21 protein-coding genes are annotated in these 25,893 nt (G+C 74.4%); 4 read left to right on the plus strand and 17 right to left on the minus strand.

What is annotated here, in order from left to right; all coding sequences use genetic code 11:
• Nucleotides 1-160: 160 nt before the first annotated feature.
• From ACZ7BZ_RS31095 to ACZ7BZ_RS31125, 7 genes are all read right to left on the minus strand, one after another.
• On the minus strand, nucleotides 161-1,111 hold the full coding sequence (locus tag ACZ7BZ_RS31095) for a segregation and condensation protein A (RefSeq protein ID WP_470361226.1): 951 nt from the start codon (nucleotides 1,109-1,111) through the stop codon (nucleotides 161-163).
• 116 nt (nucleotides 1,112-1,227) lie between these two features.
• Nucleotides 1,228-1,749 carry a hypothetical protein gene (locus ACZ7BZ_RS31100; RefSeq protein WP_380524361.1) on the minus strand — a complete coding sequence of 174 codons (522 nt, stop codon included), beginning with the start codon at nucleotides 1,747-1,749 and terminating at the stop codon, nucleotides 1,228-1,230.
• Between the two features lie 41 nt (nucleotides 1,750-1,790).
• Complete coding sequence (locus tag ACZ7BZ_RS31105; RefSeq protein ID WP_369808367.1) at nucleotides 1,791-2,858, minus strand: ParA family protein; 1,068 nt, start codon at nucleotides 2,856-2,858, stop codon at nucleotides 1,791-1,793.
• A gap of 436 nt (nucleotides 2,859-3,294) precedes the next feature.
• Nucleotides 3,295-4,410 (minus strand): alanine dehydrogenase, encoded by a 1,116-nt coding sequence (ald, locus tag ACZ7BZ_RS31110; protein ID WP_380463897.1) that lies wholly within the window; start codon nucleotides 4,408-4,410, stop codon nucleotides 3,295-3,297.
• A 261-nt stretch (nucleotides 4,411-4,671) separates the two neighbouring features.
• Complete coding sequence (locus ACZ7BZ_RS31115; RefSeq protein WP_470361227.1) at nucleotides 4,672-6,744, minus strand: tetratricopeptide repeat protein; 2,073 nt, start codon at nucleotides 6,742-6,744, stop codon at nucleotides 4,672-4,674.
• 220 nt (nucleotides 6,745-6,964) lie between these two features.
• Nucleotides 6,965-7,612, minus strand: coding sequence for an NUDIX domain-containing protein (locus ACZ7BZ_RS31120; protein ID WP_380463893.1), 648 nt, complete (start codon nucleotides 7,610-7,612; stop codon nucleotides 6,965-6,967).
• A gap of 92 nt (nucleotides 7,613-7,704) precedes the next feature.
• On the minus strand, nucleotides 7,705-9,387 hold the full coding sequence (locus tag ACZ7BZ_RS31125) for a CTP synthase (RefSeq protein ID WP_380462502.1): 1,683 nt from the start codon (nucleotides 9,385-9,387) through the stop codon (nucleotides 7,705-7,707).
• Nucleotides 9,388-10,108: 721 nt separating this feature from the next.
• Here ACZ7BZ_RS31125 and ACZ7BZ_RS31130 point away from each other — a divergent pair.
• The gene (locus ACZ7BZ_RS31130; protein ID WP_470361228.1) at nucleotides 10,109-12,115 is read left to right on the plus strand and encodes a glycoside hydrolase family 15 protein; all 2,007 of its coding nucleotides are present in this window, start codon (nucleotides 10,109-10,111) and stop codon (nucleotides 12,113-12,115) included.
• A gap of 21 nt (nucleotides 12,116-12,136) precedes the next feature.
• Here the strand turns inward: ACZ7BZ_RS31130 and ACZ7BZ_RS31135 are convergent, their stop codons facing one another.
• The 3 genes from ACZ7BZ_RS31135 to yczE form a co-directional block, all read right to left on the minus strand.
• Nucleotides 12,137-13,303 carry a glycosyltransferase family 4 protein gene (locus ACZ7BZ_RS31135; RefSeq protein WP_470361229.1) on the minus strand — a complete coding sequence of 389 codons (1,167 nt, stop codon included), beginning with the start codon at nucleotides 13,301-13,303 and terminating at the stop codon, nucleotides 12,137-12,139.
• Nucleotides 13,304-13,484: 181 nt separating this feature from the next.
• On the minus strand, nucleotides 13,485-15,218 hold the full coding sequence (recN, locus tag ACZ7BZ_RS31140; protein ID WP_470361240.1) for a DNA repair protein RecN: 1,734 nt from the start codon (nucleotides 15,216-15,218) through the stop codon (nucleotides 13,485-13,487).
• An 88-nt stretch (nucleotides 15,219-15,306) separates the two neighbouring features.
• On the minus strand, nucleotides 15,307-15,963 hold the full coding sequence (gene yczE, locus ACZ7BZ_RS31145) for a membrane protein YczE (RefSeq protein WP_470361241.1): 657 nt from the start codon (nucleotides 15,961-15,963) through the stop codon (nucleotides 15,307-15,309).
• 270 nt (nucleotides 15,964-16,233) lie between these two features.
• On the opposite strand from yczE, the gene yczR reads away from it, so the two are divergent.
• Nucleotides 16,234-17,742: a MocR-like transcription factor YczR gene (gene yczR / locus ACZ7BZ_RS31150; protein ID WP_470361230.1), complete on the plus strand. Its 1,509-nt coding sequence runs from the start codon at nucleotides 16,234-16,236 to the stop codon at nucleotides 17,740-17,742.
• Nucleotides 17,743-17,775: 33 nt separating this feature from the next.
• Here yczR and ACZ7BZ_RS31155 read toward each other — a convergent pair whose 3' ends face one another.
• The 4 genes from ACZ7BZ_RS31155 to ACZ7BZ_RS31170 all read right to left on the minus strand — a co-directional run bounded on the left by ACZ7BZ_RS31155 (nucleotide 17,776) and on the right by ACZ7BZ_RS31170 (nucleotide 20,711).
• Nucleotides 17,776-18,684 carry an NAD kinase gene (locus ACZ7BZ_RS31155; RefSeq protein ID WP_380462498.1) on the minus strand — a complete coding sequence of 303 codons (909 nt, stop codon included), beginning with the start codon at nucleotides 18,682-18,684 and terminating at the stop codon, nucleotides 17,776-17,778.
• Between the two features lie 91 nt (nucleotides 18,685-18,775).
• Nucleotides 18,776-19,582, minus strand: coding sequence for a TlyA family RNA methyltransferase (locus tag ACZ7BZ_RS31160; RefSeq protein WP_380462504.1), 807 nt, complete (start codon nucleotides 19,580-19,582; stop codon nucleotides 18,776-18,778).
• Between the two features lie 36 nt (nucleotides 19,583-19,618).
• Entirely contained in the window at nucleotides 19,619-19,873 is a 255-nt protein-coding gene (locus ACZ7BZ_RS31165) for a hypothetical protein (RefSeq protein WP_470361231.1), read from the minus strand.
• Nucleotides 19,857-20,711, minus strand: a complete 855-nt coding sequence (locus tag ACZ7BZ_RS31170) for a hypothetical protein (protein ID WP_470361232.1) — start codon at nucleotides 20,709-20,711, stop codon at nucleotides 19,857-19,859. The genes ACZ7BZ_RS31165 and ACZ7BZ_RS31170 overlap by 17 nt, the downstream gene beginning before the upstream one ends.
• A gap of 156 nt (nucleotides 20,712-20,867) precedes the next feature.
• Here ACZ7BZ_RS31170 and ACZ7BZ_RS31175 point away from each other — a divergent pair, with 156 nt between their 5' ends.
• Nucleotides 20,868-21,215 (plus strand): alkyl sulfatase C-terminal domain-containing protein, encoded by a 348-nt coding sequence (locus tag ACZ7BZ_RS31175; protein WP_470361233.1) that lies wholly within the window; start codon nucleotides 20,868-20,870, stop codon nucleotides 21,213-21,215.
• A 222-nt stretch (nucleotides 21,216-21,437) separates the two neighbouring features.
• Here ACZ7BZ_RS31175 and ACZ7BZ_RS31180 read toward each other — a convergent pair whose 3' ends face one another.
• Both ACZ7BZ_RS31180 and ACZ7BZ_RS31185 read right to left on the minus strand, forming a co-directional pair.
• Complete coding sequence (locus ACZ7BZ_RS31180) at nucleotides 21,438-22,478, minus strand: HAD-IIA family hydrolase (RefSeq protein ID WP_470361234.1); 1,041 nt, start codon at nucleotides 22,476-22,478, stop codon at nucleotides 21,438-21,440.
• 52 nt (nucleotides 22,479-22,530) lie between these two features.
• Entirely contained in the window at nucleotides 22,531-23,115 is a 585-nt protein-coding gene (locus ACZ7BZ_RS31185; protein WP_470361235.1) for a tetratricopeptide repeat protein, read from the minus strand.
• A 93-nt stretch (nucleotides 23,116-23,208) separates the two neighbouring features.
• Here ACZ7BZ_RS31185 and ACZ7BZ_RS31190 point away from each other — a divergent pair, with 93 nt between their 5' ends.
• Nucleotides 23,209-24,579, plus strand: a complete 1,371-nt coding sequence (locus ACZ7BZ_RS31190; protein ID WP_470361236.1) for a DUF1015 family protein — start codon at nucleotides 23,209-23,211, stop codon at nucleotides 24,577-24,579.
• 102 nt (nucleotides 24,580-24,681) lie between these two features.
• Here ACZ7BZ_RS31190 and ACZ7BZ_RS31195 read toward each other — a convergent pair whose 3' ends face one another.
• Complete coding sequence (locus ACZ7BZ_RS31195) at nucleotides 24,682-25,593, minus strand: tetratricopeptide repeat protein (protein ID WP_470361242.1); 912 nt, start codon at nucleotides 25,591-25,593, stop codon at nucleotides 24,682-24,684.
• Nucleotides 25,594-25,893: the final 300 nt, after the last annotated feature.

Genomic DNA, 25,893 nt, shown 5'->3' on the forward strand with positions numbered 1-25,893 from the left:
ACCCGGGGCTCGCCGCCCTCCACCTCCGGCACCGCCGCGGGCCCCGCCGCCGCCCGGTCCGGCAGCAGCTCGAAGGCCGGCTCCAGCCACTCCTCGGTCCGCGGCCGCCCCGGCAGCCCGAGCGGGCGGCGCACCGGCCGCCCACCGTCGTTCCCGCCACTCATCGCCGCCCGTCCTCCTCCTGCGACTCCTGCGACTCCTGCGACTCCTGCCGCCCCTGCGGTTCACGGGATTCCTCGGACTTCAGGGGCTCCCGGGGCCGCTCCGCCGCGCCCGCCGGCCGGTCGAACTCGTCGGTCACCTCGACCGGGCCCCGGCCCTCCTCGGCCACCCAGCGCACCCGCAGCTCGCCGAGCGCCTCCGGCTGCTCGAAGGCCAGCGCCCGCTCCCGGTACAGCTCCAGCAGCGCCAGGAACCGGGCGACCACCACCATGGTGTCCGGTGCGTCCGCGACCAAGTCCTGGAAGGAGGCCTCGCCGAGGCCGGTGAGCAGCCCGGCCACCAGCGTGGCCTGCTCGCGCACGCTCACCGGCGGGGTGTGGATGTGGTCCACGTACACCACCGGCTTCGGCTTGGGCTCCATGGCCTTGGCCGCCAGCTGGGCGAGCCGCTCCGGCCCGATCGTGATGACCACCTCGGGCAGCAGCTCCGCGTGCCGGGGCTCCAGTCCGACGGTCCGGGGCCGCCGCAGCAGTTCGTCCGCCCAGCGCTCGCCGAACAGCGCCGCCGCCCGCTTGTACGCCCGGTACTGCAACAGCCGGGCGAACAGCAGGTCACGCGCCTCCAGCAGGGCGAGGTCCGCCTCGTCCTCGACCTCGGCCACCGGGAGCAGCCGGGCGGCCTTGAGGTCGAGCAGGGTGGCGGCCACCACCAGGAACTCGGTCGCCGCGTCCAGGTCCCAGTCCGGGCCCATCGCCCGGATGTGCGCCAGGAACTCGTCCGTCACGGTGGCCAGTGCCACCTCGGTGACGTCCAGCTTGTGCTTGGCGATCAGGCTGAGCAGCAGGTCGAAGGGGCCCTCGAAGTTGTCCAGCCGTACCCGGAAGCCGCCCCGGGACTCCTCCTCGGTGGCGTTCGCGGCGCTGGCGGCTGGTTCGACGGTGCTCGGCATGACGGTCCATCTTCACCCGCCCGCACCGGCCGCCCCGCCCGGGGGCCGCCGACACGCCGCCCGACACGCCGTCCGGCCCGCGTGCCCCGGGCCCGGGGCACACCCCTGCGGGCGCCCTACCGGCCGCGCAGCCGCCGGACCAGGATCGAGGCCTCGCCGCGCTGCTCCAGGTCCGCCAGGACGACCGCGATGGCCTCCCGGACGATCCGCCCGCGGTCCACGGCCAGGCCGTGCTCACCGCGCAGCACCAGCCGGGTGTGCTCGAGGTCCATGAGCTCCTCGGCGGAGACGTACACGGTGATCTTCTCGTCGTGCCGCTCGCGCCCGGTCGGACGGCGTGGCGCGCGCCCGCGCGGCCGGGTTCGGCCGGCGGCGCCGGCCTGCTCCTCGGGGGCACCGGCGTGGGTGCGGCCGGCCGGGGCCGCGCCCTGGGGCCCGCCGACGCGCTGGGCGGGCGGCTGCGCGGGCGACGGCGCCGTGGCGGCCGACTGTTGCTCCTGCGGCGCCTGCCGGTCGTCCTGGGCCCCCTGAGCGGCCTCGGTACCCTCGGCGCCGTCCGTGCCGTTGACGGTCCGCGCGGTCTCCGGTCTGGATGCCTCGGCGGCCGGACGCGGCGCGAGGGACGGCGACAGCGCCATCCCGCCGGTGGTCCGGAACAGCTCGTCGGCACCCGGGAGACTCACTCGGCGGGGCGGCACCGGTCGAGCACCTCCCTGGCGAGCTGGCGGTAGGCGGCGGCACCGACCGAGTTGGTCGCGTACGTCGTGATCGGCTCGCCGGCGACGGTGGTCTCCGGGAAGCGCACGGTCCGCCCGATGACGGTGTGGAAGACGTGCTCGCCGAACGCCTCCACGACCCGCGCCAGCACCTCACGGCTGTGCACGGTGCGCGAGTCGTACATGGTCGCGAGGATGCCGTCCAGGCGCAGGTCGGGGTTGAGCCGCTCGCACACCTTCTCGATGGTCTCGGTCAGCAGCGCGACACCGCGCAGCGCGAAGAACTCGCACTCCAGCGGGACGATCACGCTGTGAGCGGCCGTCAGCGCATTGACCGTCAGCAGGCCCAGCGAGGGCTGGCAGTCGATGATGACGTAGTCGTAGTCCGGCAGCAGCGGCTTCAGGGCGCGCGCCAGCGCGGACTCCCGGGCCACCTCGCTGACCAGCTGCACCTCGGCGGCGGAGAGGTCGATGTTGGAGGGCAGCAGGTCCATGCCGGGGACGGCGGTCTTCAGCAGCACCTCATCGGCCGTCAGGCCCCGCTCCATGAGCAGGTTGTAGACGGTGACGTCGAGCTCCATCGGGTTGACGCCGAGCCCGACCGAGAGCGCGCCCTGCGGGTCGAAGTCGACGAGCAGCACCCGACGGCCGTACTCGGCCAGCGCCGCGCCCAGGTTGATGGTCGACGTGGTCTTGCCGACGCCGCCCTTCTGGTTGCACATGGCGATGATCTGGGCGGGGCCGTGCTCGGCGACCGGCGCGGGGATCGGGAAGTACGGCAGCGGACGGCCGGTCGGGCCGACCCGCTCGCGGCGCTGGCGCGCGGCGTCGGGGGCCAGCGTGGCGGCGTACTCCGGGTCCGGCTCGTACTCGGCGTCCGGGTCGTCGTAGGCGCCGTAGGCGAACTCGCCGTAGGCCAGGCCGTAGGCCGCCAAGTCGGCGTCGTGATCGGTCACCGTGGTCACCTGCGCTGTGTTCTGGCGTGCTTCGAAGGTACGGAGTGCGACCGAGCCGACCTCGGCCGAGCCCACGGAGGGCTGCCGGGCCCCGGACTCCTCACTCGGCTGGCCGGCGGTGAGCTCCGCCAGTCCTGGCTGACCACCCCCGGGAGCAATTGTCGACTCATTCACAAGTCGTCTTACCTCCTTGGGCATCCAGGACTCTATGTCGATTCGTCAGCGTGGCAGCATGCCGACGGTTTGCGACTCTAGGCCGTTCAAGGCGTTCGCAGCAACACAATCCACGGTAGTGGGCACGATGTGTCGACTATCGGGCGGGCTGCTGTCAAGGGATGAGCGGGCCTATGACCCTAACGTTTCCGCGGGCCACCGAGGGTCGGGTGACACGACCCGGGGGAATTGACGACAGAGCGACCCGCGCGGGCCGTCCGGTGTTCACGGGCACGGCGAAGCCCCCGACCCGAACGGATCGGGTCGGGGGCGAACGACCGCCGTGCGGTCAGGGAGTTCAGGCGAGCACGCTCTCCAGCGTGACCGACTCCAGGCCGAAGGCGTCGGCCACGGCCGGGAAGGTGATCTGGCCCTCGTGGACGTTCAGGCCCTTGGCGAGCGCCTCGTCACGGCGCAGCGCCTCCTTCCAACCGCGGTTGGCCAGCTCCAGCACGTACGGCAGGGTGGCGTTGGTCAGCGCGTAGGTGGAGGTGTTCGGGACGGCGCCCGGCATGTTGGCCACGCAGTAGAAGACCGAGTTGTGGACCTGGAAGGTCGGGTCGTCGTGCGTGGTCGGGTGCGAGTCCTCGAAGCAGCCGCCCTGGTCGATGGCGATGTCGACGAGCACGGAGCCCGGCTTCATCCGGGAGACCAGCTCGTTGGTGACCAGCTTCGGGGCCTTGGCGCCCGGGATCAGCACGGCGCCGATGACCAGGTCGGCGTCCAGGACGGCCTTCTCCAGCTCGAAGGAGTTGGACATGATGGCCTTGATCTTGGTGCCGAAGATCCGGTCGGCCTCGCGCAGCTTGTTGATGTCGCGGTCCAGCAGGGTCACGTCGTAGCCCATGCCGATGGCGATGGTGGCCGCGTGCCAGCCGGAGACGCCACCGCCGATGACGACGGCCTTGGCCGGGTGGGTGCCGGGCACGCCACCGGGCAGCACGCCGCGGCCGCCGGCCGGACGCATCAGGTGGTACGAGCCGACCTGCGGGGCCAGCCGGCCCGCGACCTCGGACATCGGGGCGAGCAGCGGCAGCGCGCCGTTGCCCAGCTGCACGGTCTCGTACGCGATGGCGGTGGTGCCGGAGGCGACCAGCGCGTCGGTGCCGGCACGGTCGGCAGCCAGGTGCAGGTACGTGAAGAGGGTCTGGCCCTTCCGCAGCCGGTGGTACTCGGAGGCGATGGGCTCCTTGACCTTCAGCAGCAGGTCGGCGGTGGCCCACACCTCGTCGGCGGTGGGGAGGATGGTGGCGCCGGCGGCCACGTACTCCTCGTTGGGGATCGAGGAACCGAGACCGGCGTTGTCCTCGATGTAGACCTCGTGTCCGTTGCGGACCAGCTCATGCACGCCGGCGGGCGTGATGGCCACGCGGTACTCGTGGTTCTTGACCTCGCGGGGGATGCCGACCTTCACGACTGAACACGTCCTCTTGCCATGGGGGTCCCGACCGGAGAAGACCGGTGGGCGACGCGCACGTGGGGAGCCTCCGGGCAGGCCGGGGCAGGGGGATCGCTGCGCGACTGAGTTCGAGTGTAATGAAGCCCAGGCGGCCTGTCAGCCTTCCAAATCGAATAATTTCGCCGAACACATTGGCAGGTTCGTAGGCTTCCACAGGGACTTACCTGCCATGAGTGCCGTAACCGGGCACTTTCGACGATACCTCCGAAAGTGCCCTCACCACCCGGCGTCGACGCGTTCCCGCAGGTCCGCGAGGGCGGCACCGACGGCCTCCCGGCCGTCCTCGTCGCCGATCCGGCGCAGTACCGCCAGCGCGGCCCGGTACTCCCGGTCGGCCTCCTCGAAGCGGCGCTGCGCGGTGTGCGCCTCGGCCACCCGGGCCAGCAACCGGGCCTCCGCCGCGTGGTCCCCCAACGACTGCCGCAGGCCGAGCGCCCGCCCGTACCAGTCGGCGGCGCGCACCGCGTCGCCGAGCGCCCGGTGGCAGCCCGCCGCGCCCTCCAGGGCCCGGGCGCAGAGTGGTTCGTCCCCGACCGCACGGGCGTGCTCCAGGGCGGCCCGGTAATGCGCGGCAGCCTGGTCCCAGCGGCCCGCGGCCACCTGCAGATCGCCCAGGTTGAGCAGCGCGGCCGAGGCCCGGCGGGGGCGGCCGTTGCGCTCGGCGACCGTGAGCACCAGTTCGTGCAGCCGGTAGAGGTCGGCGGGGGCGGCCGCGCCGGTCAGCGGCAGTGCCCGGAGCAGCGAGGTGACCAGCCGGCCGGCCGAGCCGTCCAGGTCGCCCTGGCCGATCGCGTCGGCCACCGCGCCGAGCAGCAGCTCCCGCTCGCCGAGCAGCCAGTTCCGGGCCTGGTCGGCGGAGTCCAGCCGCAGCGCGGCGGGCAGCGGCTCGGGCGCCGGGCCGCTGCCCGGGGCGAGCAGGGCGCGGGCGGACTCGGTGAGCCGGACCAGCCGCTCCAGCAGCCGGGCCCGGGCGAGTTCGGTCTCGGCGGGCCGGTCCTCCTTCTCCCGCAGCCGGACCAGCCGCTGGTGGAGCCGCCCGGGCACCCGGTAGCGCGGGGTTCCGTCGGCGGCCGGGGCCTCCTCGCCGAGCAGCTCCCGCTCCGCCAGCGCGGCCAGCGTCGCGGCGGCCTCCGGCACCGGGCAGCCGACCAGGGCGGAGGCGGTGCGCGGGTCGGCGGTCTGGGCCGGGGCCAGGGTGAGGGTGCGCAGCATCCGCGCCTGGGCGGCCGGCAGCCCCCGGTACAGCAGGGTGAAGGCCCCGAGCAGCGGGTCGTTGTCGGGGACGGGCACCGGCTCGGCCGGCTCGGGCTCCGGCCTGACCCAGGTCGACGGGTCGCCGGCCGGCTCGGGCGCGGCGACGGGCGCGGCGGCGGGCTCCGCGGTCTTGTCCTCCGCCGCCGCTTGCTGAGGGCCGTCCTTCTTCTTCGGGGCCCCGGCGGTGCTCGGCGTCCGACCGTTCTTCCCGGCCTTGCCGCTCTTCCCGGCCTTCCCGGCCTTCCCCGCCCTGCCGCCCTCGGCGGCGGCCCCCGACTCCTCCGCCACCACCCGGTCGAGCTCGCGCGCCGCGTCCGTGACCGCGGTCTTCGGGTTGCCGCGCAGCCAGCGCGCCATCAGCCGCAGCGTGGCCGGCCGGGCGGCGCAGGCCTCGGCGAGGTCGGCCCCGCCGACCGGGTCGCAGGAGATCCGGGTGCCGCCCACCAGGTCGGCCAGCAGTTCGCCGGAGGCCTGCTGGTCCAGCCCGCCGAGGATCACCGGGTCGATGTCCTCGATCCCGGTGAGCGGCCCGGCCGTGGTGGCGAGCACCAGGCAGCCGGGCTCGTCGGCGAGCAGCGGCCACAGCTGCCCGGCGTCCCGCACGTCGTCGAGGAGCAGCAGCACCTTGCGCCCGGCCAGCGCCTCCCGCAGCGCCACGCCGCCCGGCTCGTCCCGCCCGTCCTCGACCGTCCCGGGCAGCGGCACGGCGGCCTGCGGGTCGAGCTGCTCCAGCAGCAGCCGCGCGGCCCGGCCCGGCGGCACCCGCCCGCCGTCCGGGGCGGACAGCCGGGCGAACAGCACGCCGTCCGGGTAGTCGGCGGCGACGGTCCGGGCGAAGCGGGTCGCCAGCGCCGTCCGGCCCGAGCCGGGGCGCCCGGCGAGCACCAGGACGGGGCAGCGGCCGCTCACCCGGCGGGCGGCGGCCGCCCGCAGCGCGGCCAGCTCGGCCCGCCGTCCGGTGAACAGCGTGGGCCCGGCGGGCAGCCGGTCGAGCCCCGGGACGGCGCCGGCGGGCGCGTCGGGGCCGGGATCCATCGTCGCCGTCTTCCTCGCCACCCGTGCCACTCCCGACGTCGTCCCGCGCTCAGCGCCCGGCGCAAAAAAGCGGGCGGCCCGGGACGGGCGCCCTGTCTGCGAAGCGTAGTTCGACCGTCCGGCTGATCCGAGGTGACATCCGGTCGTACGAACCGGCAAATCACCCCAAGGAATCAAGCCCGGTCGTCCGCGAACGCCGTCGGGGGTCCGGGGCGGGCGCTCAGGCCTCGAAGGGGCGGGCCGGCCAGGGCGCGTCCGGACGGCGCAGCCCGTCCAGGCCCGCCGGGGAGGTCAGCGCGGCGTGCACGGCGAGGGCGCCGGTCACCAGGGTCGGGTTGTGCAGTTGCCCGGCCTGGATCAGCCGGATCAGTTCGGGCACCGGGACCCAGGCGACCTCGATCTCCTGTTCCTCGCCCTCGGCCGCGTAGCGCTCGCCCTCGGCCGCCGACAGGTCGGTGGCCAGGAACATCCGCAGCGCCTCGTCGGTGCCGCCCGGGGAGGTGTAGTAGTCGGCGAGGATCCGCCAGGTGTCGGCCTTGCAGTGGGCCTCCTCGTACAGCTCGCGCTGGGCGGCGTGCCACGGGTTCTCGCCGGGCACGTCGAGCAGGCCGGCCGGCAGCTCCCAGAGCCGCTGGCGGACGGGGTGGCGGTACTGGCGCAGGACCAGCACCCGCTGCTCGTCGTCCAGGGCGAGCACCGAGACCGAGCCGGGGTGGGTCTGGTAGTCGCGCCGGGCCCAGCTGCCGTCGGGCATCCGGACCTCCTCGCTGCGCACCCCGGTGACCTTGCCCTGGAACGGCGTGCTGCCGCCCCGGACCTCCCAAGCCTCGGCCGTGTCGGCGATCACCAGGTCGCTCCGCTCGTCCATCGCTCTCCCCTTTTCGTCAGTACGACACAATCTAACGCCGGACGGCGGCCCCGCGGGAATCGCGGGGCCGCCGTCCGGTGAACGAGCGGGGGTTACTCGGCGGCCGGGGCCGTCTTGATCGCGATGGCGGCCTTCACCAGGCCCGCGAACAGCGGGTGCGGGCGGGTCGGGCGGGACTTCAGCTCCGGGTGGGCCTGGGTGGCCACCAGGTACGGGTGCACCTCGCGCGGGTACTCGACGTACTCGACCAGGTCGCCCTTGGGCGAGAGGCCGGAGAACTGCAGGCCGGTCTTCTCGAGGTCCGCGCGGTACGCGTTGTTGACCTCGTAGCGGTGGCGGTGGCGCTCCTCGACGTACTGCTCGCCGCCGTAGACCTCACGGACGATCGAGCCCTCGGCGAGCTTGGCCGGGTACAGGCCCAGGCGCATGGTGCCGCCCAGGTCGCCCTTGCCGTCGACGATGGCCAGCTGCTCGGCCATCGTGGAGACGACCGGGTGCTTGGCGGCCGCGTCGAACTCGGTGGAGTTGGCCTCGGGCAGGCCGGCCAGGTTGCGGGCGGCCTCGATGACCACGCACTGCAGGCCCAGGCACAGGCCCAGCAGCGGGACCTTGTTCTCGCGGGCGAAGGTGATGGCGCCGACCTTGCCGTTGACGCCGCGGTCGCCGAAGCCGCCGGGGATGCAGATCGCGTCGACGTCGCCGAGCTGCGCCCGGGCTCCCTCGGGGGTCTCGCAGTCGTCCGAGGTGACCCACTTGATCTCGACCCGGGCGTTGTTGGCGAAGCCGCCGGCGCGCAGCGCCTCGGTCACCGACAGGTAGGCGTCCGGCAGGTCGATGTACTTGCCGACCAGGGCGACCTTGACGATGTGCTGCGGCTCGTGGACGCGGCGCAGCAGGTCGTCCCAGGTGGTCCAGTCCACGTCGCGGAACGGCAGGTCCAGGCGGCGCACCACGTACGCGTCCAGGCCCTCGCCGTGCAGCACCTTCGGGATGTCGTAGATCGACTTGGCGTCGATGGCCGCGACCACGGCCTCCTCGTCCACGTCGCACATCAGCGAGATCTTGCGCTTGATCGCCTGCGGGACCTCGCGGTCGGCGCGCAGCACGATGGCGTCCGGCTGGATGCCGATGTTGCGCAGCGCGGCGACGGAGTGCTGGGTGGGCTTGGTCTTGAGCTCGCCCGAGGGCCCGATGTACGGCAGCAGGGAGACGTGCACGAAGAACACGTTGTCCCGGCCGACCTCGTGGCGGACCTGGCGGACGGCCTCCAGGAACGGCAGCGACTCGATGTCGCCGACGGTGCCGCCGACCTCGGTGATCACCACGTCGACGTCCTCGGTCGCCATCCGGCGGATCCGGGACTTGATCTCGTTGGTGATGTGCGGGATGACCTGGACGGTGTCGCCCAGGTACTCGCCGCGGCGCTCCTTGGCGATGACCGTCGAGTACACCTGGCCGGTGGTGACGTTCGCGGAGCCGTGCAGGTTGGTGTCGAGGAAGCGCTCGTAGTGACCGATGTCCAGGTCGGTCTCGGCGCCGTCGTCGGTGACGAAGACCTCACCGTGCTGGAACGGGTTCATGGTGCCCGGGTCCACGTTGAGGTAGGGGTCGAGCTTCTGCATCGTCACGCGCAGGCCGCGGGCCTTGAGCAGCGCGCCGAGGCTGGAGGCGGTCAGCCCCTTTCCGAGCGAAGAGGCGACACCCCCGGTGACGAAGAGGTGCTTGGTCGTCACGGCGCGGCCGTTCGCTGCCTTGCCGGAATGGGGCTGTGCCAAGAGGGGGCTCCCGTGGGTCGCGTGTCGAAGGTGACGTGGGCGGGAGGCTCGCGGCTCGCCGGGCGACGGGAGGCCGGCAGGTGCGCGGCGCTCGAAGGGTCGTCGGTTCGGCTGGTCCGGGGCGTTTGATCCCGCCGGTCCACGGGATACCAGGGTAACAGTGACCTGACCGGGACGCCTTTCGGCCCGCGCTCGGCACTCCGGGAGCGTACGCCGGGCGCACCACCGGCGCACCATCCGCCGCAGGAGTCACACCGGTCGCACCACCCACCGGACCGGGCCAGCCGGCGCACTCCGTCCGGGCCATCCCGGCCCGTCCGTTACGGCCACCCGGAGCTGATCCTTCCGGACCATCCTGCGCCGCGCCCCCGCGATGCACGGCATTTCCGCCGAATTGCGGCGCCACACGAGGCTGCGCCCGCGTGCTTCGCCCCTTTCGTCCGTCGTAAGCTGCACGGACGCATCGCGACAGCACGAGCACGCGGAGGGCGTGGGAGCGTCAGGACACTCCCGGTCCCCGATGCGCGACCGGACCTCCCCGTAATCCCAGCTCCTCCCCACCCACCCTCAGGGGCTCGACAGAGCCCCGCGCGGACACTCCAGCAAGGCCCGCCACCACCCCCCGGCGGGCCGGACGTCCCGGGGTGAACCTCCGGCCCCGCAGACCCGCTCGCTCCCTGGTTCGCCGATGCCCTGACCACATTGCGAACTGGAGATCCACGTGGCCGGCCGTATCGAGGACTACGCACTCATCGGGGACATGCAGACCGCTGCCCTGGTCAGCAGGGACGGGGCGGTGGACTGGCTCTGCCTTCCCCGCTTCGACTCGCCGGCGGTGTTCGCCGGCCTGCTGGGCACCGATGAACACGGCTTCTGGCGGATCGGCCCGGCCGAGGCGGTCGTGACCGAGGTCCCCGCCCCGGCCACCACGCCCACCACGGTCGGCCTGCCCCGCTTCACCGACACCGCCGACCTGCGCGTCCCCCCGCCCACGGTCGCCGCCCCCGCCCTGCCGGCCGACCGGCGCCGATACCGGGGCGACTCGCTGATCCTGGAGCAGGAGTGGGACGCCCAGGGCGGCACCGTCCGGGTGATCGACTTCATGCCGCCGCGCCCGCTGGTCGGCCGGGACGCCGTCCCCCAGGTGATCCGGATCGTCGAGGGCGTGGCCGGCGCCGTGCGGATGCGCTCGGCGGTGCGGATGCGCTTCTCGTACGGGCGGATCGTCCCCTGGGTGCACCGGGTCGAGCAGGCCGACGGCGGCCACCGCACCGTCGCCGTCGCCGGGCCCGACTCGGTCTGGCTGGACGGCGAGGCCGAGACCTACGGGCGCGACCTCACCACCTACGCCGACTTCACCGTCCGGGCCGGCGAGCGGATCGCCTTCGCCCTCACCTGGCAGGCCTCCCACCTGGAGCCACCGGCCGTCCCCGACGCCGAGGCGATGCTCGACGCCACCGCCGACTTCTGGCACGACTGGGCCGACCAGTGCACCTACCAGGGCCCCTACCGGGAGGCCGTGATCCGCTCGCTGATCACCCTCAAGGGCCTCACCTACGCCCCCACCGGCGGCATCGTCGCCGCCCCCACCACCTCGCTGCCCGAGGACATCGGCGGCGAGCGCAACTGGGACTACCGCTACACCTGGCTGCGCGACGCCGCGATCACCCTCTCCTCGCTGCTGCGCACCGGCTACCGCGAGGAAGCCCGCGCCTGGCGCGAGTGGCTGCTGCGCGCGGTCGCCGGCGACCCGGAGAACCTGCAGATCATGTACGGCATCGCCGGCGAGCGCGAGCTCACCGAGTCCTCGCTGGACTGGCTGCCCGGCTACGAGGGCTCGCAGCCCGTACGGATCGGCAACGGCGCCGCCGGGCAGCTCCAACTCGACGTCTACGGCGAGGTGGTGGAGGCCCTGCACCTGGCCCACATGACCGGCCTGGTCCGCAACGACCACGCCCACAACCTCCAGCTGCGGCTGATCGAGTACCTGGAGGACCACTGGCAGAACCCGGACGAGGGCATCTGGGAGGTCCGCGGCCCGCGCCGGCACTTCGTCCACTCCAAGGTGATGGCCTGGGTCGCCGTCGACCGCACCATCAAGCTGCTGGAGCAGACCCCCGAGGACGCCCCCTCCGAAGGCCACCTGGAGCGCTGGCGCGAACTGCGCGAGACCATCCACCGGGACGTCTGCGACAAGGGCTACGACCCGGAGCGCAACACCTTCACCCAGTACTACGGCGGCCAGGAGCTGGACGCCTCGCTGCTGCTCATCCCCCAGGTCGGCTTCCTGCCGCCGGACGACAAGCGGGTCATCGGCACCATCGAGGCCATCCAGCGCGAACTGTCCACCGAGGACGGCTTCGTACTGCGCTACCCGACCCACGACGAGTCCGGCAACAACGTCGACGGCCTCTCCGGCCACGAAGGCGCCTTCCTGGCCTGCTCGTTCTGGCTCGCCGACGACCTCGCCATGATCGGCCGGGTGCAGGAGGCCCGCGAACTGTTCGACAAGCTGCTGTCGCTGCGCAACGACCTCGGACTGCTCGCCGAGGAGTGGGACCCGCGGCTCAAGCGCCAGGTCGGCAACTTCCCGCAGGCCTTCAGCCACGTCCCGCTGATCGACACCGCCCTGCGGCTGACCGCCTGCGGCGCCGCCTACCTGTCGCCCCAGCCGGACGCCCCGACCGCCGACCGGACCGCGGAGCGGGTCGAGCGGGCGACGGTCTAGCGCACGCTCCAGCTCGCCCCGCTAGCCCCGCTGCACCAACTCGTCGTAGGTGCTGAGCACCTGGGCGACGGTGGCGGCCTCGTCCGGCCAGGTCTCGGCCTGCTGCCGGCCGGCCGCCACCAGCCGCTCGCGGCGGGCCGGGTCGGCGAGCAGCTCGCGCACCGCCCGGCCGAGCGCCACCGGGTCGCCGGGCGGCACCAGTACGGCGGCGTCGCCGACCAGTTCGGGGATCCCGCCGACGGCGGTGGCGACCACCGGCAGACCGGCCCGCATCGCCTCCTGGACCACCAGCGAGCGGGCCTCCCAGCGGCTGGAGACCACCACGACGTCGGCGGCGGCCAACAGGTCCGGCACATCGGTGCGGTAGCCGAGCAGACGCACCGGAAGCTTCTCGGCGGCCACCCGCTCGCGCAGCGGGCCCGCCTCCGGGCCGTCCCCGGCGAGCAGCAGCAGCGGCTCCGGGTCCAGCCCGGACAGCTCGCCGGTGGCGTCCAGCAACAGCCCGAAGGCCTTCTGCGGGACGAGCCGGCCGACCGCGAGCACCAGCGGACGGTCCGGGCCGTCGCCGAGCAGCGCGGCCCGGGCCTCGGCCCGGCCGAGTCGGCCCTCGGGCATCGGCGGGGCGGCCACCGGGCCCAGCCGGGCGTCGGTGGCGCCCAGTTCGCGGGCCCGGGCGACCAGGTCGGAGGAGGCGCCGAGGACGAGGTCGGCGGCGCGCGCCACCCGGCGCTCCATCAGCCGCTGGAGCCGCCGCTCCATGCCGGTGGCCAGCAGCGCGTGGTGCGAGGTGACCACCAACGGGGTCTCCGGCCGCAGGCCCGGGAAGCGGCCGGCGGTGCGCAGCGCGAGGTCGGACAGCAGTCCGGCGCGCAGCCCGTGGGCGTGCACCACGTCGGCGCCGGTGAAGGCCCGGCGCAGCTCGCCGATCGCGGTGGCGTCGCTGCGGGCCCCCGCGGTGGGGGTGATGTCGACGGTGTGGAACCGCGCGCCGGTGCGGGAGAAGCCGAACAGCGCGTCCGTGCCGGCCGGTGCGCAGACCGTGACGGTCACCCCGTGCGCGACCAGGCCCTGGGCCAGGGAACGCACATGCGCACCGATGCCGCCGGTGCTGGCGGCCAGGACGAGTACCACGTGCAGCTGCCCCGGTTCCGGGGCTGCCGCGGTGGCCCGGGCAGCGGAATGGTCCACGTCGTCTCGCATCCGACTCGATCAGGTTCGCGCGCCGCTTCGCGAGGATTGCCCGCCGGGCGGCGCTCGGGACTGGAAAGCCAGTGTCCAGCCGCCACCATGCCAGGTCGGCGGCCCTCTTGGACAGTCGGCGCCACGGGGGGCGCGTCGCCGTCCTGCGGGTGAGGGCCGCCGGTCCCGACTACCGGTGGCGGGGGGCCCGGGCGGCGGCCAGCAGCTCCTCGGCATGGGCGCGGCCCAGCTCCGAGTCCTCCAGGCCGGCCAGCATCCGGGAGAGTTCGCGCACCCGCTCCTCGTCGTTCAACACCTTGACCCCGGAACGGGTCACGGTGCCGTCGTTGGTCTTCTCCACCACCAGGTGCCGGTCGGCGAAGGCGGCGACCTGCGGCAGGTGGGTGACCACCACGACCTGGGCGGACTCGGCCAGTTTGGCCAGCCGGCGGCCGATCTCCACCGCGGCCTTGCCGCCGACGCCCGCGTCCACCTCGTCGAACAGGTAGGTGGGGACGGGGTCGGCGCCCGCGAAGACCACCTCGACGGCGAGCATCACCCGGGACAGCTCACCGCCCGAGGCGCCCTTGGCGATCGGTCGCGGCTGGGCGCCCGGATGCGGGGCGAGCAGCACCTCGACCTCGTCCACGCCGTGCGGCCCGTACGCGACGGTGCGCCCGTCCAGTTCGATGCCGGCCAGGTCGTCGACCCGGGTGATCGAGAAGGTCACCCGGGCGTGCGGCATGGCGAGTTCGGCGAGTTCGGCGGAGACAGCCGCGGCGAAGCGCCCGGCGGCGGCCTGCCGGGCCGCCGACACCTCGGCCGCCAGTTCGGCCAACTCGGCCCGCAGTTCGGTCTCCTGGGCGCCGAGCTGGTCGATCCGCTCGTCGTCGCCGTCGAGTTCGGCGAGCCGCTCGGAGCCGGCCTCGGCCCAGGCGATCACCTCGGCGAGGCTGTTCTCCTCGCCGCCGTACTTGCGCAGCAGTTGGGCCAGGACGGCCCGCCGGTCCTCGACCGCGGCCAGCCGCACCGGGTCGGCGTCCAGGTCGTCGGCGTAGCCGGCCAGGTCCCCGGCGACGTCGGCCAGCAGGTAGCCGACCTCGTTCAGCCGGTCGGCGAGGGCGGCGAGGCGATCGTCGTGGTGGCGCACGGCGTCCAGGGCGCGCCGGGACTGGGCGAGCAGGGTGCCCGCGTCCAGCGCCTCGGGATCGGCCGGGTCACCGGCCAGGGCGGCGTGGGCCAGGGTCGCCGCGGAGGACAGCGCGTCGGCGTGGCCGAGCCGCTCGGCCTCGGCGGCCAGTTCGACGTCCTCCCCGGCCACCGGCTCGGCGGCGGCGATCTCGTCCAGGCCGAAGCGCAGCAGGTCGGCCTCCTGGGCGCGCTCGCGGGCCCGGGTGGTCAGCTCCTCCAGGGTGGCCGCGACCTCGCGCAGGGCGCGGTACGTCTCCCGGTAGCGGGCCAGCGGCTCGGCCACGGTGGCGCCCGCGTAGCGGTCCAGCGCGCCGCGCTGGCGGGCCGGGCGCAGCAGCCGCTGCTGGTCGGTCTGGCCGTGCACCGCGATCAGGTCCTCACCGAGCTCGGTGAGCAGCCCGACCGGGACGGCCCGCCCGCCGACGTACGCCCGGGAGCGGCCCTCGGCGGAGACGGTCCGGCTGATCAGCAGGGCCCCGTCGTCCAGTTCGGCCCCGGCCTCGACGGCACGGGCCGCCGCCGGGGAGCCCTCGGGCAGTTCCAGCCGCCCCTCCACGACGGCGCGGCCGGCGCCGTGGCGCACCAGGCCGGGGTCGGCGCGCCCGCCGAGCAGCAGGCCGAGGCTGGTCACCACCATGGTCTTGCCGGCCCCGGTCTCACCGGTCACGGCGGTGAAGCCGGGGGCCAGCTCGACCACCGCGTCGTCGATGACCCCAAGATCCCGTATCCGCATCTCGTCCAACACGGAGACGACCTTACGAGGTTCCGCCCCCGGAGCGCGACGAGCGGCAACGGCTCGCGGCAACTCCGTGCCGCCGAGTTCATCCCTTCCGGGGGGTTTGGGCAGCGGTGGGCACCGTGCACCACGGCAGGAAGAGCTGCACCAGCGGGCCGATGAGCAGCGCGTACAGCACCGTGCCGACCCCGGCGGTGCCGCCGAGCAGCAGTCCGACGGCCAGGACGGTGACCTCGATGCCGGTGCGGATCAGCCGCAGCGAGCGCCCGGTGCGCCGGTGCAGTCCGGTCATCAGACCGTCGCGCGGACCGGGGCCGAGACGGGCGCCGATGTAGAGGCCCGAGGCCAGGCCGTTGAGCACGATCGCGGCGGCCATCAGCGCGGCCCGGGCGGGCAGGCCGTGCGGCCCGCCGACCAGCCGCAGGGTGAGGTCCATCGCCGCGCCGATCACCAGCACGTTGGCGACGGTGCCCACCCCCGGGCGCTGGCGCAGCGGGATCCACAGCAGCAGGACGAGGGCGCCGCAGATGGTCACCCAGGCGCCCACGGTGAGGCCGAGCACCCGTTGCAGGCCCTGGTGGAAGACGTCCCAGGGGTCGAGGCCGAGGCCGGAGCGGAGCATCAGCGCCATGCTCACCCCGTACAGGGCGAGGCCGACGGCGAGCTGCGGGAAGCGGCGGCCCAGCACGTGGGTGTCGCCGAGGATCGGGACGGCCGGGCCCGGGCGGGTGGGCTCCGGAATCGGGGCCGGCTCCGGAATCGGGGCCGGCTCCGGAAACGGGGCCGGCTCCGGAAACGGGGCCGGCTCCGGAAACGGGGCGGCGGAGGTGGACGGGGCGGCGGAGGTGGACGGGGGCGTGGATGCGGTGGTGGCGGCCAACGGTGCTCCTGCGGGCGGTGCTGCACCCCGGGTCCGGCCCGGTGGTGGCGGCTCGGCGGCCGCGCTGCCATGATGAACAGTCCAATAGGGCCCCCGACAGGGCCAATCCCGAGCAAGTGGACTGATCAGGCCATGGCCGACTGGCACACCACCGTCACCCCGCCCGCACTGGCCCGGCTGCTCGCCACCGCCCGGCTCCCCGACCCGGCCACCGCGCGCCGCCCGGCCTACCGCACCCTCGCCGGGCAGATCCGGCTGCTGGTCACCGACGGCCGGCTGCCGGTCGGCGCCCGGCTGCCCGCCGAACGCGAACTCGCCTCCGCCCTGGAGCTCAGCCGCACCACCGTCGCCACCGCCTACGAGACCCTGCGCGGCGACGGCTACCTGCTCAGCCGGCGCGGCGCCGGCAGCTGGACCGCCCTGCCCGAGGGCGCCCAGCCCCCCGGCGACGCCCTGCACCCCGTCCCGCCGGACGAGCAGGGCCGGATCCTGGACCTCGGCGTCGCCGCCCTGCCCGCCCCCCAGCCCTGGCTCGGCCGGGCCGCCGCCCGCGCCGTCGAACTGCTACCGCACTACGCCGCCGGACACGGCCACTACCCGACCGGCGTCCCGGTGCTCCGCGAGGCCGTCGCGCGCCGCTACACCGAGCGCGGACTGCCCACCACCCCCGACCAGATCCTCGTCACCACCGGCGCGATGGGCGGGCTGCACCTCGTCCAGCGGGTGCTGGTCGGCCGCGGCGACCGGGTCGCCGTCGAGGCGCCCAGCTACGCCCACACCCTGCAGGCGCTGCGCCTCACCGGGGCGCGCCTGGTGCCCGTCCCGTACGCCTCCGGGGCCCGGCCGGGCGGGCTGCGGTGGGACCTGGACGAGTGGCAGCGGGTGCTGCGCGGGGCCGCCCCCAAGGTCTCGTACGTCATCCCGGACTTCCACAACCCGACCGGCGCGCTGATCGACGAGGAGCAGCGCCGCCGGCTGCTGGCCGCCGCCCGGGCCGCCGGAAGCATCGTGCTGGTGGACGAGACCACCGCCGAACTCGGCTGGGGCGTTCCGGAGTCCGCGCCGCTGCCGCGCCCGATGGCGGCGCTGGACCGCTCCGCCCAGGTGGTCACCGTCGGCTCGGCCGGCAAGCTGCTCTGGGGCGGCCTGCGGATCGGCTGGGTCCGGGCCGCGCCCGCGCTGGTGCGCCGACTGGCCACCGAGCGGGTCTACAGCGACGTCGGCACCCCGGTGCTCGAACAGCTGATCGCCGCCGAACTGCTGGGCGAACCGCTGCCCGAGGTCCGCGCCCACCAGCTGGACCGGCTGCAGGCCACCGCGCACGCCTTCGCCGCCGCGCTGTCCGAGCGGCTGCCCGACTGGAGCTTCCCGCTGCCGCCCGGCGGCCTCGCGCTCTGGGTGTCCACCGGCGGCCTGTCCGGCGCGGCACTGGCCCAGACCGGGGAGCACGCCGGGATCCGGATCGCCGCGGGCAACCGGTTCGGCTCGGACGGCGCCTTCGAGCACCACATCCGGATCCCGCTCACCGTGCCCGCCCCGGCCGTCCCGGCCGCCGTCGAGCGGCTGGCCGCGGTGGCCGCCCGCGCGGCGGCGGGCGGCCGGCTCGTCCCGGCCGACGAGGGCCAGGCGCTGGCGGTCTGACCGGCCCCAGCGCCGCCGCGAGTTGACGGACCGTCAGCAGGGGGTGTTCGAGCGGCCGCGCCAACCCGTAACCGGGAGCGCGAACTTGGCCACCAGCCGGTCGGTGAACGGCGCCCGGTGCAGCCGGGCCAGCCGCACCGGCGTCTGCCCCCGGCGCACCTCCACCCGTGCGCCGGCGGGCAGTTCGACCGAACGCCGGCCGTCGCACCAGAGCACTCCGTGCGGGGTCTTGGGCTGCACCTCGACGGCCAGCACCGAGTCCGGGGAGGTCACCAGCGGCCGGGCGAACAGCGCGTGCGCGGAGATCGGCACCATCAGCAGCGCCTCCACCTCCGGCCACACCACCGGCCCACCGCCGGAGAACGCGTACGCCGTCGAACCGGTCGGCGTCGCGCAGACCACCCCGTCGCAGCCGAAGTTGGAGACCGGACGGCCGTCCACCTCGGTCACCACCTCCAGCATCCGCTCCCGGGAGGCCTTCTCGATCGAGGCCTCGTTCAACGCCCAGTCCTGGTGCAGCACGTCGCCGTTGGTCCGGACGATGACGTCGATCGTCATCCGCTCCTCGACCTCGTAGTCGGCGTCCACCACTCGCTCGACCACCACGGCCAGGTCGTCCCGCTCGGCCTCGGCCAGGAAGCCGACCCGGCCCAGGTTGATCCCCAGCATCGGCAGCCCGTGCGAGCGCGCCAGCTCCGCACCGCGCAGCAGCGTCCCGTCGCCGCCGGCGACCAGGATCAGCTCGCAGCCGTCCGCCGCGCCCGGCCCCTCGGCCACCTTCTCGACCCCGCCCGGCAGGTCGAGGTCCACCGCCTCGGCCTCCAGCAGCCTGATCCGCAGCCCCGCCTTCAGCAGCCCGTGCACCAAGCTCTCGACGCTGCGCAGCGCCGCCTCCCGGCCGGTGTGCGCGATCAGGAAGACCGTGCGTTCTTCATCGCTCATGCCGCTGCCCTCTCCCTACGCCTGCCGGGTCGTCCTCGGCCCGGTGCGGCCCCGCCATCCAGCATGGCGGGCCGGACGCTCGCAGAGCACCCTATCGGGGCCCCTCCGCCACGGCCCGGTCCGCGTCCGCGGGGTCCAGCTGCGGGGCGTCCCGGCGCATCCAGAGGAAGTACTCGACGTTCCCGGACGGACCCGGCAGCGGGCTCGCGGTGACGGCCCGCACGCCCAGCCCGAGCTCCCACGCCTGCCCGGCCACCTGGCGCACCATCTCGGCACGCAGCTGCGGGCTGCGCACCACCCCGCCACTGCCCAGGCGCTCCTTGCCGATCTCGAACTGCGGCTTGACCATCAGCACCAGGTCCGCGTCCGCGGCGGCGCAGGCGGCCAGCGCCGGCAGCACCAGGCCCAGCGAGATGAACGACAGGTCGCCGACCACCAGGTCGACGGGGGTGCCGCCGATCGCCTCCGGGGTCAGCTCGCGGACGTTGGTGCGGTCCATCACCGTGACCCGCTCGTCGCTCTGCAGCGACCAGGCGAGCTGCCCGTAGCCGACGTCCACCGCCAGCACGTGGGCGGCCCCGGCCCGCAGCAGCACGTCGGTGAAACCGCCGGTGGAGGCGCCCGCGTCCAGTGCCCGGCGGCCCTCGACCACCAGGCCCTGCGGCACGAAGGCCGCGAACGCCCCGGCGAGCTTGTGCCCGCCGCGCGAGACGTAGTCGGGGTCGTTGTCGTCCTTGGCCACCACGACCGCCGCCGAGGTCTCCACCTGGGTGGCCGGCTTGGTCGCGGTGGTGCCACCGACGGTCACCCGGCCGGCCGCGATCAGCTCGGACGCGTGCTCACGCGAACGGGCCAGCTTGCGGCGGACCAGCTCCGCGTCGAGTCGGCGTCGTGCCACTGCCACTGGTACTTCAGCTCCTACGGGTCCTGCGGATCATTCCTGGTCGAGCGCGGCCAGCGTGTCGGCGAGCCGCTGGTGAACATCTTCGTACACCGCGACGTGCGCCTCGGCCGGGACCCCGTCCAAAGCCTCCAGCCGGGCCAGCCCGGCGTCCACCCCGGGGTGCCCGGTGGGCAACAGCGCGACACCGAGCGGCTCGACCGCGCCGACCGGTGCGACCAGTGCGACCGGCTCGAAACCGCTCTCCGCCGCTTCTGCGGGCGCGCTGGTCTCACTCGTCCCGGACATCGGGCTTCTCGGGCTTCTTCGTGCTGGTGGCCTTGCGGACGGTGGTCTTCTTCGTCGCCGTGCGCTTGGCGGCCGCCTTGGGCTGGGGGGCGTCCTGCTTCCGCTGCGCGGTCTTCCGGACGGTCGACTTCTTGGCGACGGTGGTCTTTTTAGCGGCCGCCTTCTTGGTGGCGGCCTGCTCGGCGGTGGTCTTCTTCGCCACGGTCTTCTTCGCCGTGGCCTTCTTCGCCGCCGTCCCGTTCACGGCCTGCTCGGCCACCGCCGGGGGCGGCACCGGGGGCACCGGAGCGACCGGGGTCACCGGGGTCACCGGGGGATCGACCTCGACCGGCTCGTCCACCTCGACCCGTTCGGCCACTATCGGCTCCGCCGCCACCCGCTCGTCCTCGAACTCCCAGCCGCGCCCGAACAGGTCGTCCGCCCGCGGCGCAGGCACCGGCTCCTCCGCCGGGTACCCGGTCGCGTACGGGTCCGCTCCGGGCGCCGCCCCGGTCGGCTCCTCCTCGACCTCGCGCAGCTTGCTCTCCAGGTAGGCCAGCACCACACCGACCTTGGTCACCTGGTCACCGACCTTCTCGAAGACCTTCTCGACCTCGCCCCGCGCCACCCCGACGGCCAGGTCCACCCCGGCCCGCCCGGCCGTGACGGCCTCCTCCGCCAGGGTCTGCAGCGTCTTCGCCGACGGCGGGAACTGCCCGCCCAGCTTGCGCTCGACCTCGGCCACGTCGACGCCGGTCTTCTCCAGGACCGCGGCAGCCGTGTCGACGACCCGCTTGCCGACCTCCTCCACCACCACGGCGGCGGCCACCACCGCTCCCCGCACCGTCCTCGGCAGCATCCGGGTGCCTCCTCCGCGCCTACGCGCGTCTCGCTCCGTCGCCCTCGGCACCCAGGCGATTCCGGGCACCCCACTGACGACGCTACCGCCAAAACCCTCCTGAGGTACCGTGGCCGGCAGTCCGCACCGTAGTGACCCGGGGAGGGAGCGAGCGCCATGGCGAACGCCGAGGAGTGCCGGGAGGCACTGGAGCAGCTGAGCCGGAACATGGCGAACTCCACCGGGGACGTCCGCAAGGCAGCCGCCCTCGACCGCTCGCTCAGCTGCCGGATCACCGACCTCGGCCTGACCTTCACCGGACAGCTGCGCGACGGCCGGATCCACGACCTGGTCGCCATCCCCGGCGCGCCCACCGAGCAGGCCGCGATCCGGCTCACCATGGCCAGCGACGACCTGCTCGCGCTGGTCGGCGGCGACCTCAAGTTCGCCTCCGCCTGGGCGAGCGGCCGGGTGAAGCTGGAGGCCGGCTTCCGCGACCTGCTGCGGCTACGCACCCTGCTCTGACGCCCTGACGCCCTGACGCCCTGACGCCCGGGGCCGACGTCGGTACGGACGTCCGCGTCAGACGCCTGCTCCAGACGCCCGCCTCAGACATGCGTCCAAGACGTGCGCATCAGACCCCCCGGGCGACCGATTCAGACGACCGTCTCAGACGTCCAGGGCCGGGACGGCTGTCTCAGACCTCCGTCTCAGACCTCCGTCTCAGACCTCCGTCTCAGACAGCTCTCAGAAGCCGAGCTCGGCCAGCGCCTTCCGCCCGTCCACCGACCCACCGTCCGCCGCGTCCAGGGCCGTCCACGCCGCCGCGCACAGCGCCCGCAGCCCGTCCCAGCGGTCCCCGGCACCGGCCAGCCCCAGCACGCCGTCCGACGCCGTGGCGGTCCAGCCGCCGCAGACGAAGCCGTCGGCCGCCGCCGTCACCGCCGGCTGCGGGACCAGCAGGGCCCGCAGGTCGGCCGCCAGGTACGTCGGCCGGTGCTCGACCGGAGCCGCCAGCAGCTGCGCCGGGGTGGTCACCCCGGTGAACACCAGCAGGCTGTCCACCCCGCCGTTGAACGCGCCCTCGATGTCGGTGTCCAGCCGGTCCCCGACCACCAGCGGGCGCCGAGCGCCGGTCCGCAGCACGGTCTCCCGGTGCATCGGCGGCAACGGCTTGCCCGCCACCTCCGGCTCCACCCCGGACGCCGCCCGCACCGCCGCCACCAGCGTCCCGTTGCCGGGCGCGATGCCACGCGCCGTCGGCACCGTCATGTCGGTGTTGGAGGCGACCCACGGCAGCCCGCCGCGCACCGCGTACGAGGCCTCCGCCAGCTGCGCCCAGCCGACCGACGGGTCGAAGCCCTGCACCACCGCGAGCGGCTCATCGTCCAGCGAGCGGACCGCGACCAGCCCACGCTCGGCCAGCGCCTCCTCCAGCCCCAGCCCGCCCACGACCAGCACCTTCGCACCGGCCGGCACCTTCTCGGCGACCACCCGGGCCGCCGCCTGGGCCGAGTTGATCACATCCGCGGGCTCGGCCGGCACACCCAGCTCGGTCAGGTGCTCGGCGACCACCCGGGGCGGGCGGGAGGCGTTGTTGGTGACGTAAGCGAGCCGCATCCCGGCCGTGCGGGCGGCCGCCAAGGAGTCCACGGCGTGCTCGATCGCGTGCGGGCCGGCGTAGACCACGCCGTCCAGGTCCAGCAGCGCCGTGTCGTACGCCTCGGTCAGCGGGCGGTCGCTGCCGCCGGGGGTGGTGCGTCGTGCGGGAGTGGCCGTCTCGGTCATGCCTGCGCTACCTCATTCACTGCGGTTCGTCTGCTCGTCACTGCCCGCCCGCTCAGGCGTCGTCGTTGACGCCCTCGGGCTTTCCCCCGGGCTGCTGGGGAAGACCCGCCCCCGGCTCTCCGCTCGCGTCCTTCCGGTTCGCCGGAACACCCGGCAGCAGCGGGCCGAACGCCCCGGCGCGGGCCGCCAGCGTCGCCCGGGTCTGCCGTAGCGCCGCCCGGTAGTGGTCGGCCTCCGGCCGCATGGCCACGGCCAGCGCCAGGTGCTCGGCGGAGGTCTCGAAGTCGCCCAGCCGGGCCGCCGCGACGCCCCAGCCGAACTGAGCGTAGTCGTCCGAGGGATCGGCCAGGGCCACGGTCCGGAAGTTCTCCAGCGCCGCCGCGTACGAACCGACGTCGAACTGGGCCCGGGCCAGCGCCTCCCGGATGCTGCGCGAGTGCGGCTCGGCCTCCGCCGCCCGGGCCAGCAGCTGCTCGGCCGCCGCAGGGTGCCCCTGTGCCAGTAGCTGCGCGCCCCGGCGGAACCAGTCGTAGACGTCCCCTGACGGCTCCCCGGGCCGCCCCTGCGCCGGGATCCCGCCCGTGGGCACGTACTCCCCCGGCGGGCCGCCCTCCAGCCGCTCCTGTCCGTCCTCCATGCCCTACCTCGCCCTCGGTCGCACACCCGGCCCCACAGGGCGGCACGGGTATTCCGATCTCTCAACAACGCGTACCCGGTTACGATGCCCAGAATGAGCACACCCAGTGCAGAAGACGGAGTCGAGACTCCCGTGGGCGGCCCCGGCGATCCCGGGCACGTCGCCACCGCAGGCCTGTCCCTGTCCCCCTTCCGTGGCCTGCGCTACGTCCCCGACCGGGTCGGCGCGCTGGCCTCGGTGATGTCGCCGCCGTACGACGTCGTCGACCCGGGGCGTCGGCTCGACCTGGAGACGGCCGATCCGTACAACGTGGTCCGGCTGATCCTGCCCCGGCCCGAGCCCGAGGACGGCGGCGACCGCCCCGACCGCGACACCAAGTACCGGCATGCCGCCCGGCTCCTGTCCGGCTGGCAGCGCGAGGGCATCCTCGCCGCCGACCCGGAGCCGGCGATCTACGTGTACGAGCAGCGGGTGCCCGGCGACGGCGACACCCCCGAGCTGCTCCAGCGCGGCCTGATCGGCGCTCTCGCGGTGAGCGGCCCCGAGGCCGGCGTCGTCCTCCCCCACGAGGACGTGATGCCCCGGCCGGTCGCCGACCGGGTCGGGCTGATGCGCACCACCCGGGCCAACCTCGAACCGCTGCTGCTCACCTACCGCGGCCACGGCGACGCCTCCGACGTCATCGAGCGGACCGTCGAGGGCGAGCCGCTGCTCTCCACCGCCACCAGCGACGGCACCCACCACCGCCTGTGGGCCGTCACCGACCCCACCGACCTCGCCGCGATCGGCCGCGACCTGGCGACCTGCCGGGCGCTGATCGCCGACGGCCACCACCGCTGGGAGATGTATCTGCGGCTCCAGCGCGAGCACCGCCACCTGCCGCGCAGCCCGTGGGACCGCGGCATGGTGCTGCTGGTCGACACCGCCCGCTACCCGCTGCGGGTCCGCGCCATCCACCGCGTGCTGTACCGCCTGCCGGTGGCCGAGGCGCTGGAGCAGCTCGGCGACCAGTGGAAGGTCAAGGAGGTCCCCGGCCCGCTGCCCGCCGCCCTCCAGGCCCTCGCCGAGCAGAAGCGGCACGGCGGCAACGGCTTCGTCCTCACCGGCGGCGACGGCGTCTTCTGGCTGCTCGGCGAGCCCGAGGAGTCCCTGCTCGATGCGACCGTGCCGCACGACCGGCCCGAGGAGTGGCGCCACCTGGACGCCACCGTGCTGCACGCCACCCTGCTCGACGCGACCTGGCACGTCCCGGACGGTCCCGACGACATCGGCTACCTGCACACCGCCGCGGCCGCCGAGCGCGAGGCCGCCCGCACCGGGGGCACGGCCGTGCTGCTGCACCCGGTCCGGGAGAACGTGGTGCGGCGGCTGGCCGAACAGGGCGTCACCATGCCGCGCAAGTCCACCTCGTTCGGGCCGAAGCCGGCCACCGGTCTGGTGCTCCGCAGCCTGCCGATCGGGTAGCCCGCCGCCGGAGCGGTCCGCCGCGGCGACCGGAGCCCGAACGCCGTGAGGCCCTGCCGATCCCCGAAGGGAACGGCAGGGCCTCACGGTGTTTCAGGACGTTCAGCTCCGGGCGTCGCCCTTGGCCTCGGCCTGCTCGGCCTCGGCGGCCTCGGCGTCCTCGGCACGCTCGGGCACCACGCCGTCGAACTCCTCGTCGATCTCGAGGTCGTCCTCGTCGTAGAACTCCTCGACGTCCTCTTCGTCCTCGAAGATCACGCGGTCGTCGGCGACGTCGCCGGTGCGCTTCTTCACCGGGGCGTCGGCCTGGTCGGCCTCGTCCTCGGCCAGCTCCGGGTCGAGCGCGTCGGTGAACTCGACGCCGTCGATCTCGGCCAGGCGCTCCGAGGCGTTGGTCGTACCGTCGGTGTCGGCCTCGGCGGCCTTCGCGAACCACTCACGGGCCTCGTCGGCACGGCCGGCCGCGATCAGCGCCTCGGCGTAGGCGTACCGCAGACGCGCGGTCCACGGGTGCACCGCGCTGGAGGCCAGCTCCGGGCTCTGCAGGGTGACGACGGCCGCGTCGAACTGCTCCATGTCGCTGCGGGCACCGGCCGCCACCAGGCGCATCTCCACCTGGCCGGCCTTGTCCAGCTGCTTCACCTCGGGCTCGCCGGCCATCGCCAGCGCCCGCTCCGGACGGCCCAGACCGCGCTCGCAGTCGGCCATCACGGGCCACAGGTCGGCACGACCGGTCATCCGACGGGCGGCGCGGAACTCGGTCAGCGCCTCGGAGTACCGCTGGGTCATGTACGAGGCGAAGCCGGCCGCCTCACGGACGGCGGGCACGCGGGACGCCAGCCGCAGCGCGACGCGCGAGTACTGGTACGCCTCCTCCGGCTCGCCGTCGAGCAGGCGGGCCACCATCACCAGGTTGCGGGCGACGTCGTCCGCGAGGGTCTTGGGCAGGCTCTTGAGCTCCTGGCGCACGTCCGCGTCCAGCTCGAAGCCGGTGACGTCCTCCGGGATCGGCAGGCGCCTGACGGGCTCGAAGTTGCCGCGACGGTCGTCGTAGTCCTGACGGCCCCGGTCGCCACCGCGGTCGTCACGGCGGTCATCGCGACGGAAGCCGCCACCCTGGGGGCGGTCGTCCCGGCGGAAGCCGCCACGGTCGCCGCGGTCACGGTTGAAGCCGCCGCCGGAGGGGCGGTCGTCGCGACGGAAGCCGCCGCGGTCATCGCGGTCGCGGTTGAAGCCACCGCCCTGGGGACGGTCGCCGCCACGGTAGCCACCGCGGTCGCCGCCCCGGTCATCGCGGTCACGGTACGACGGACG

The organism is Kitasatospora sp. NPDC036934 (assembly GCF_055608425.1).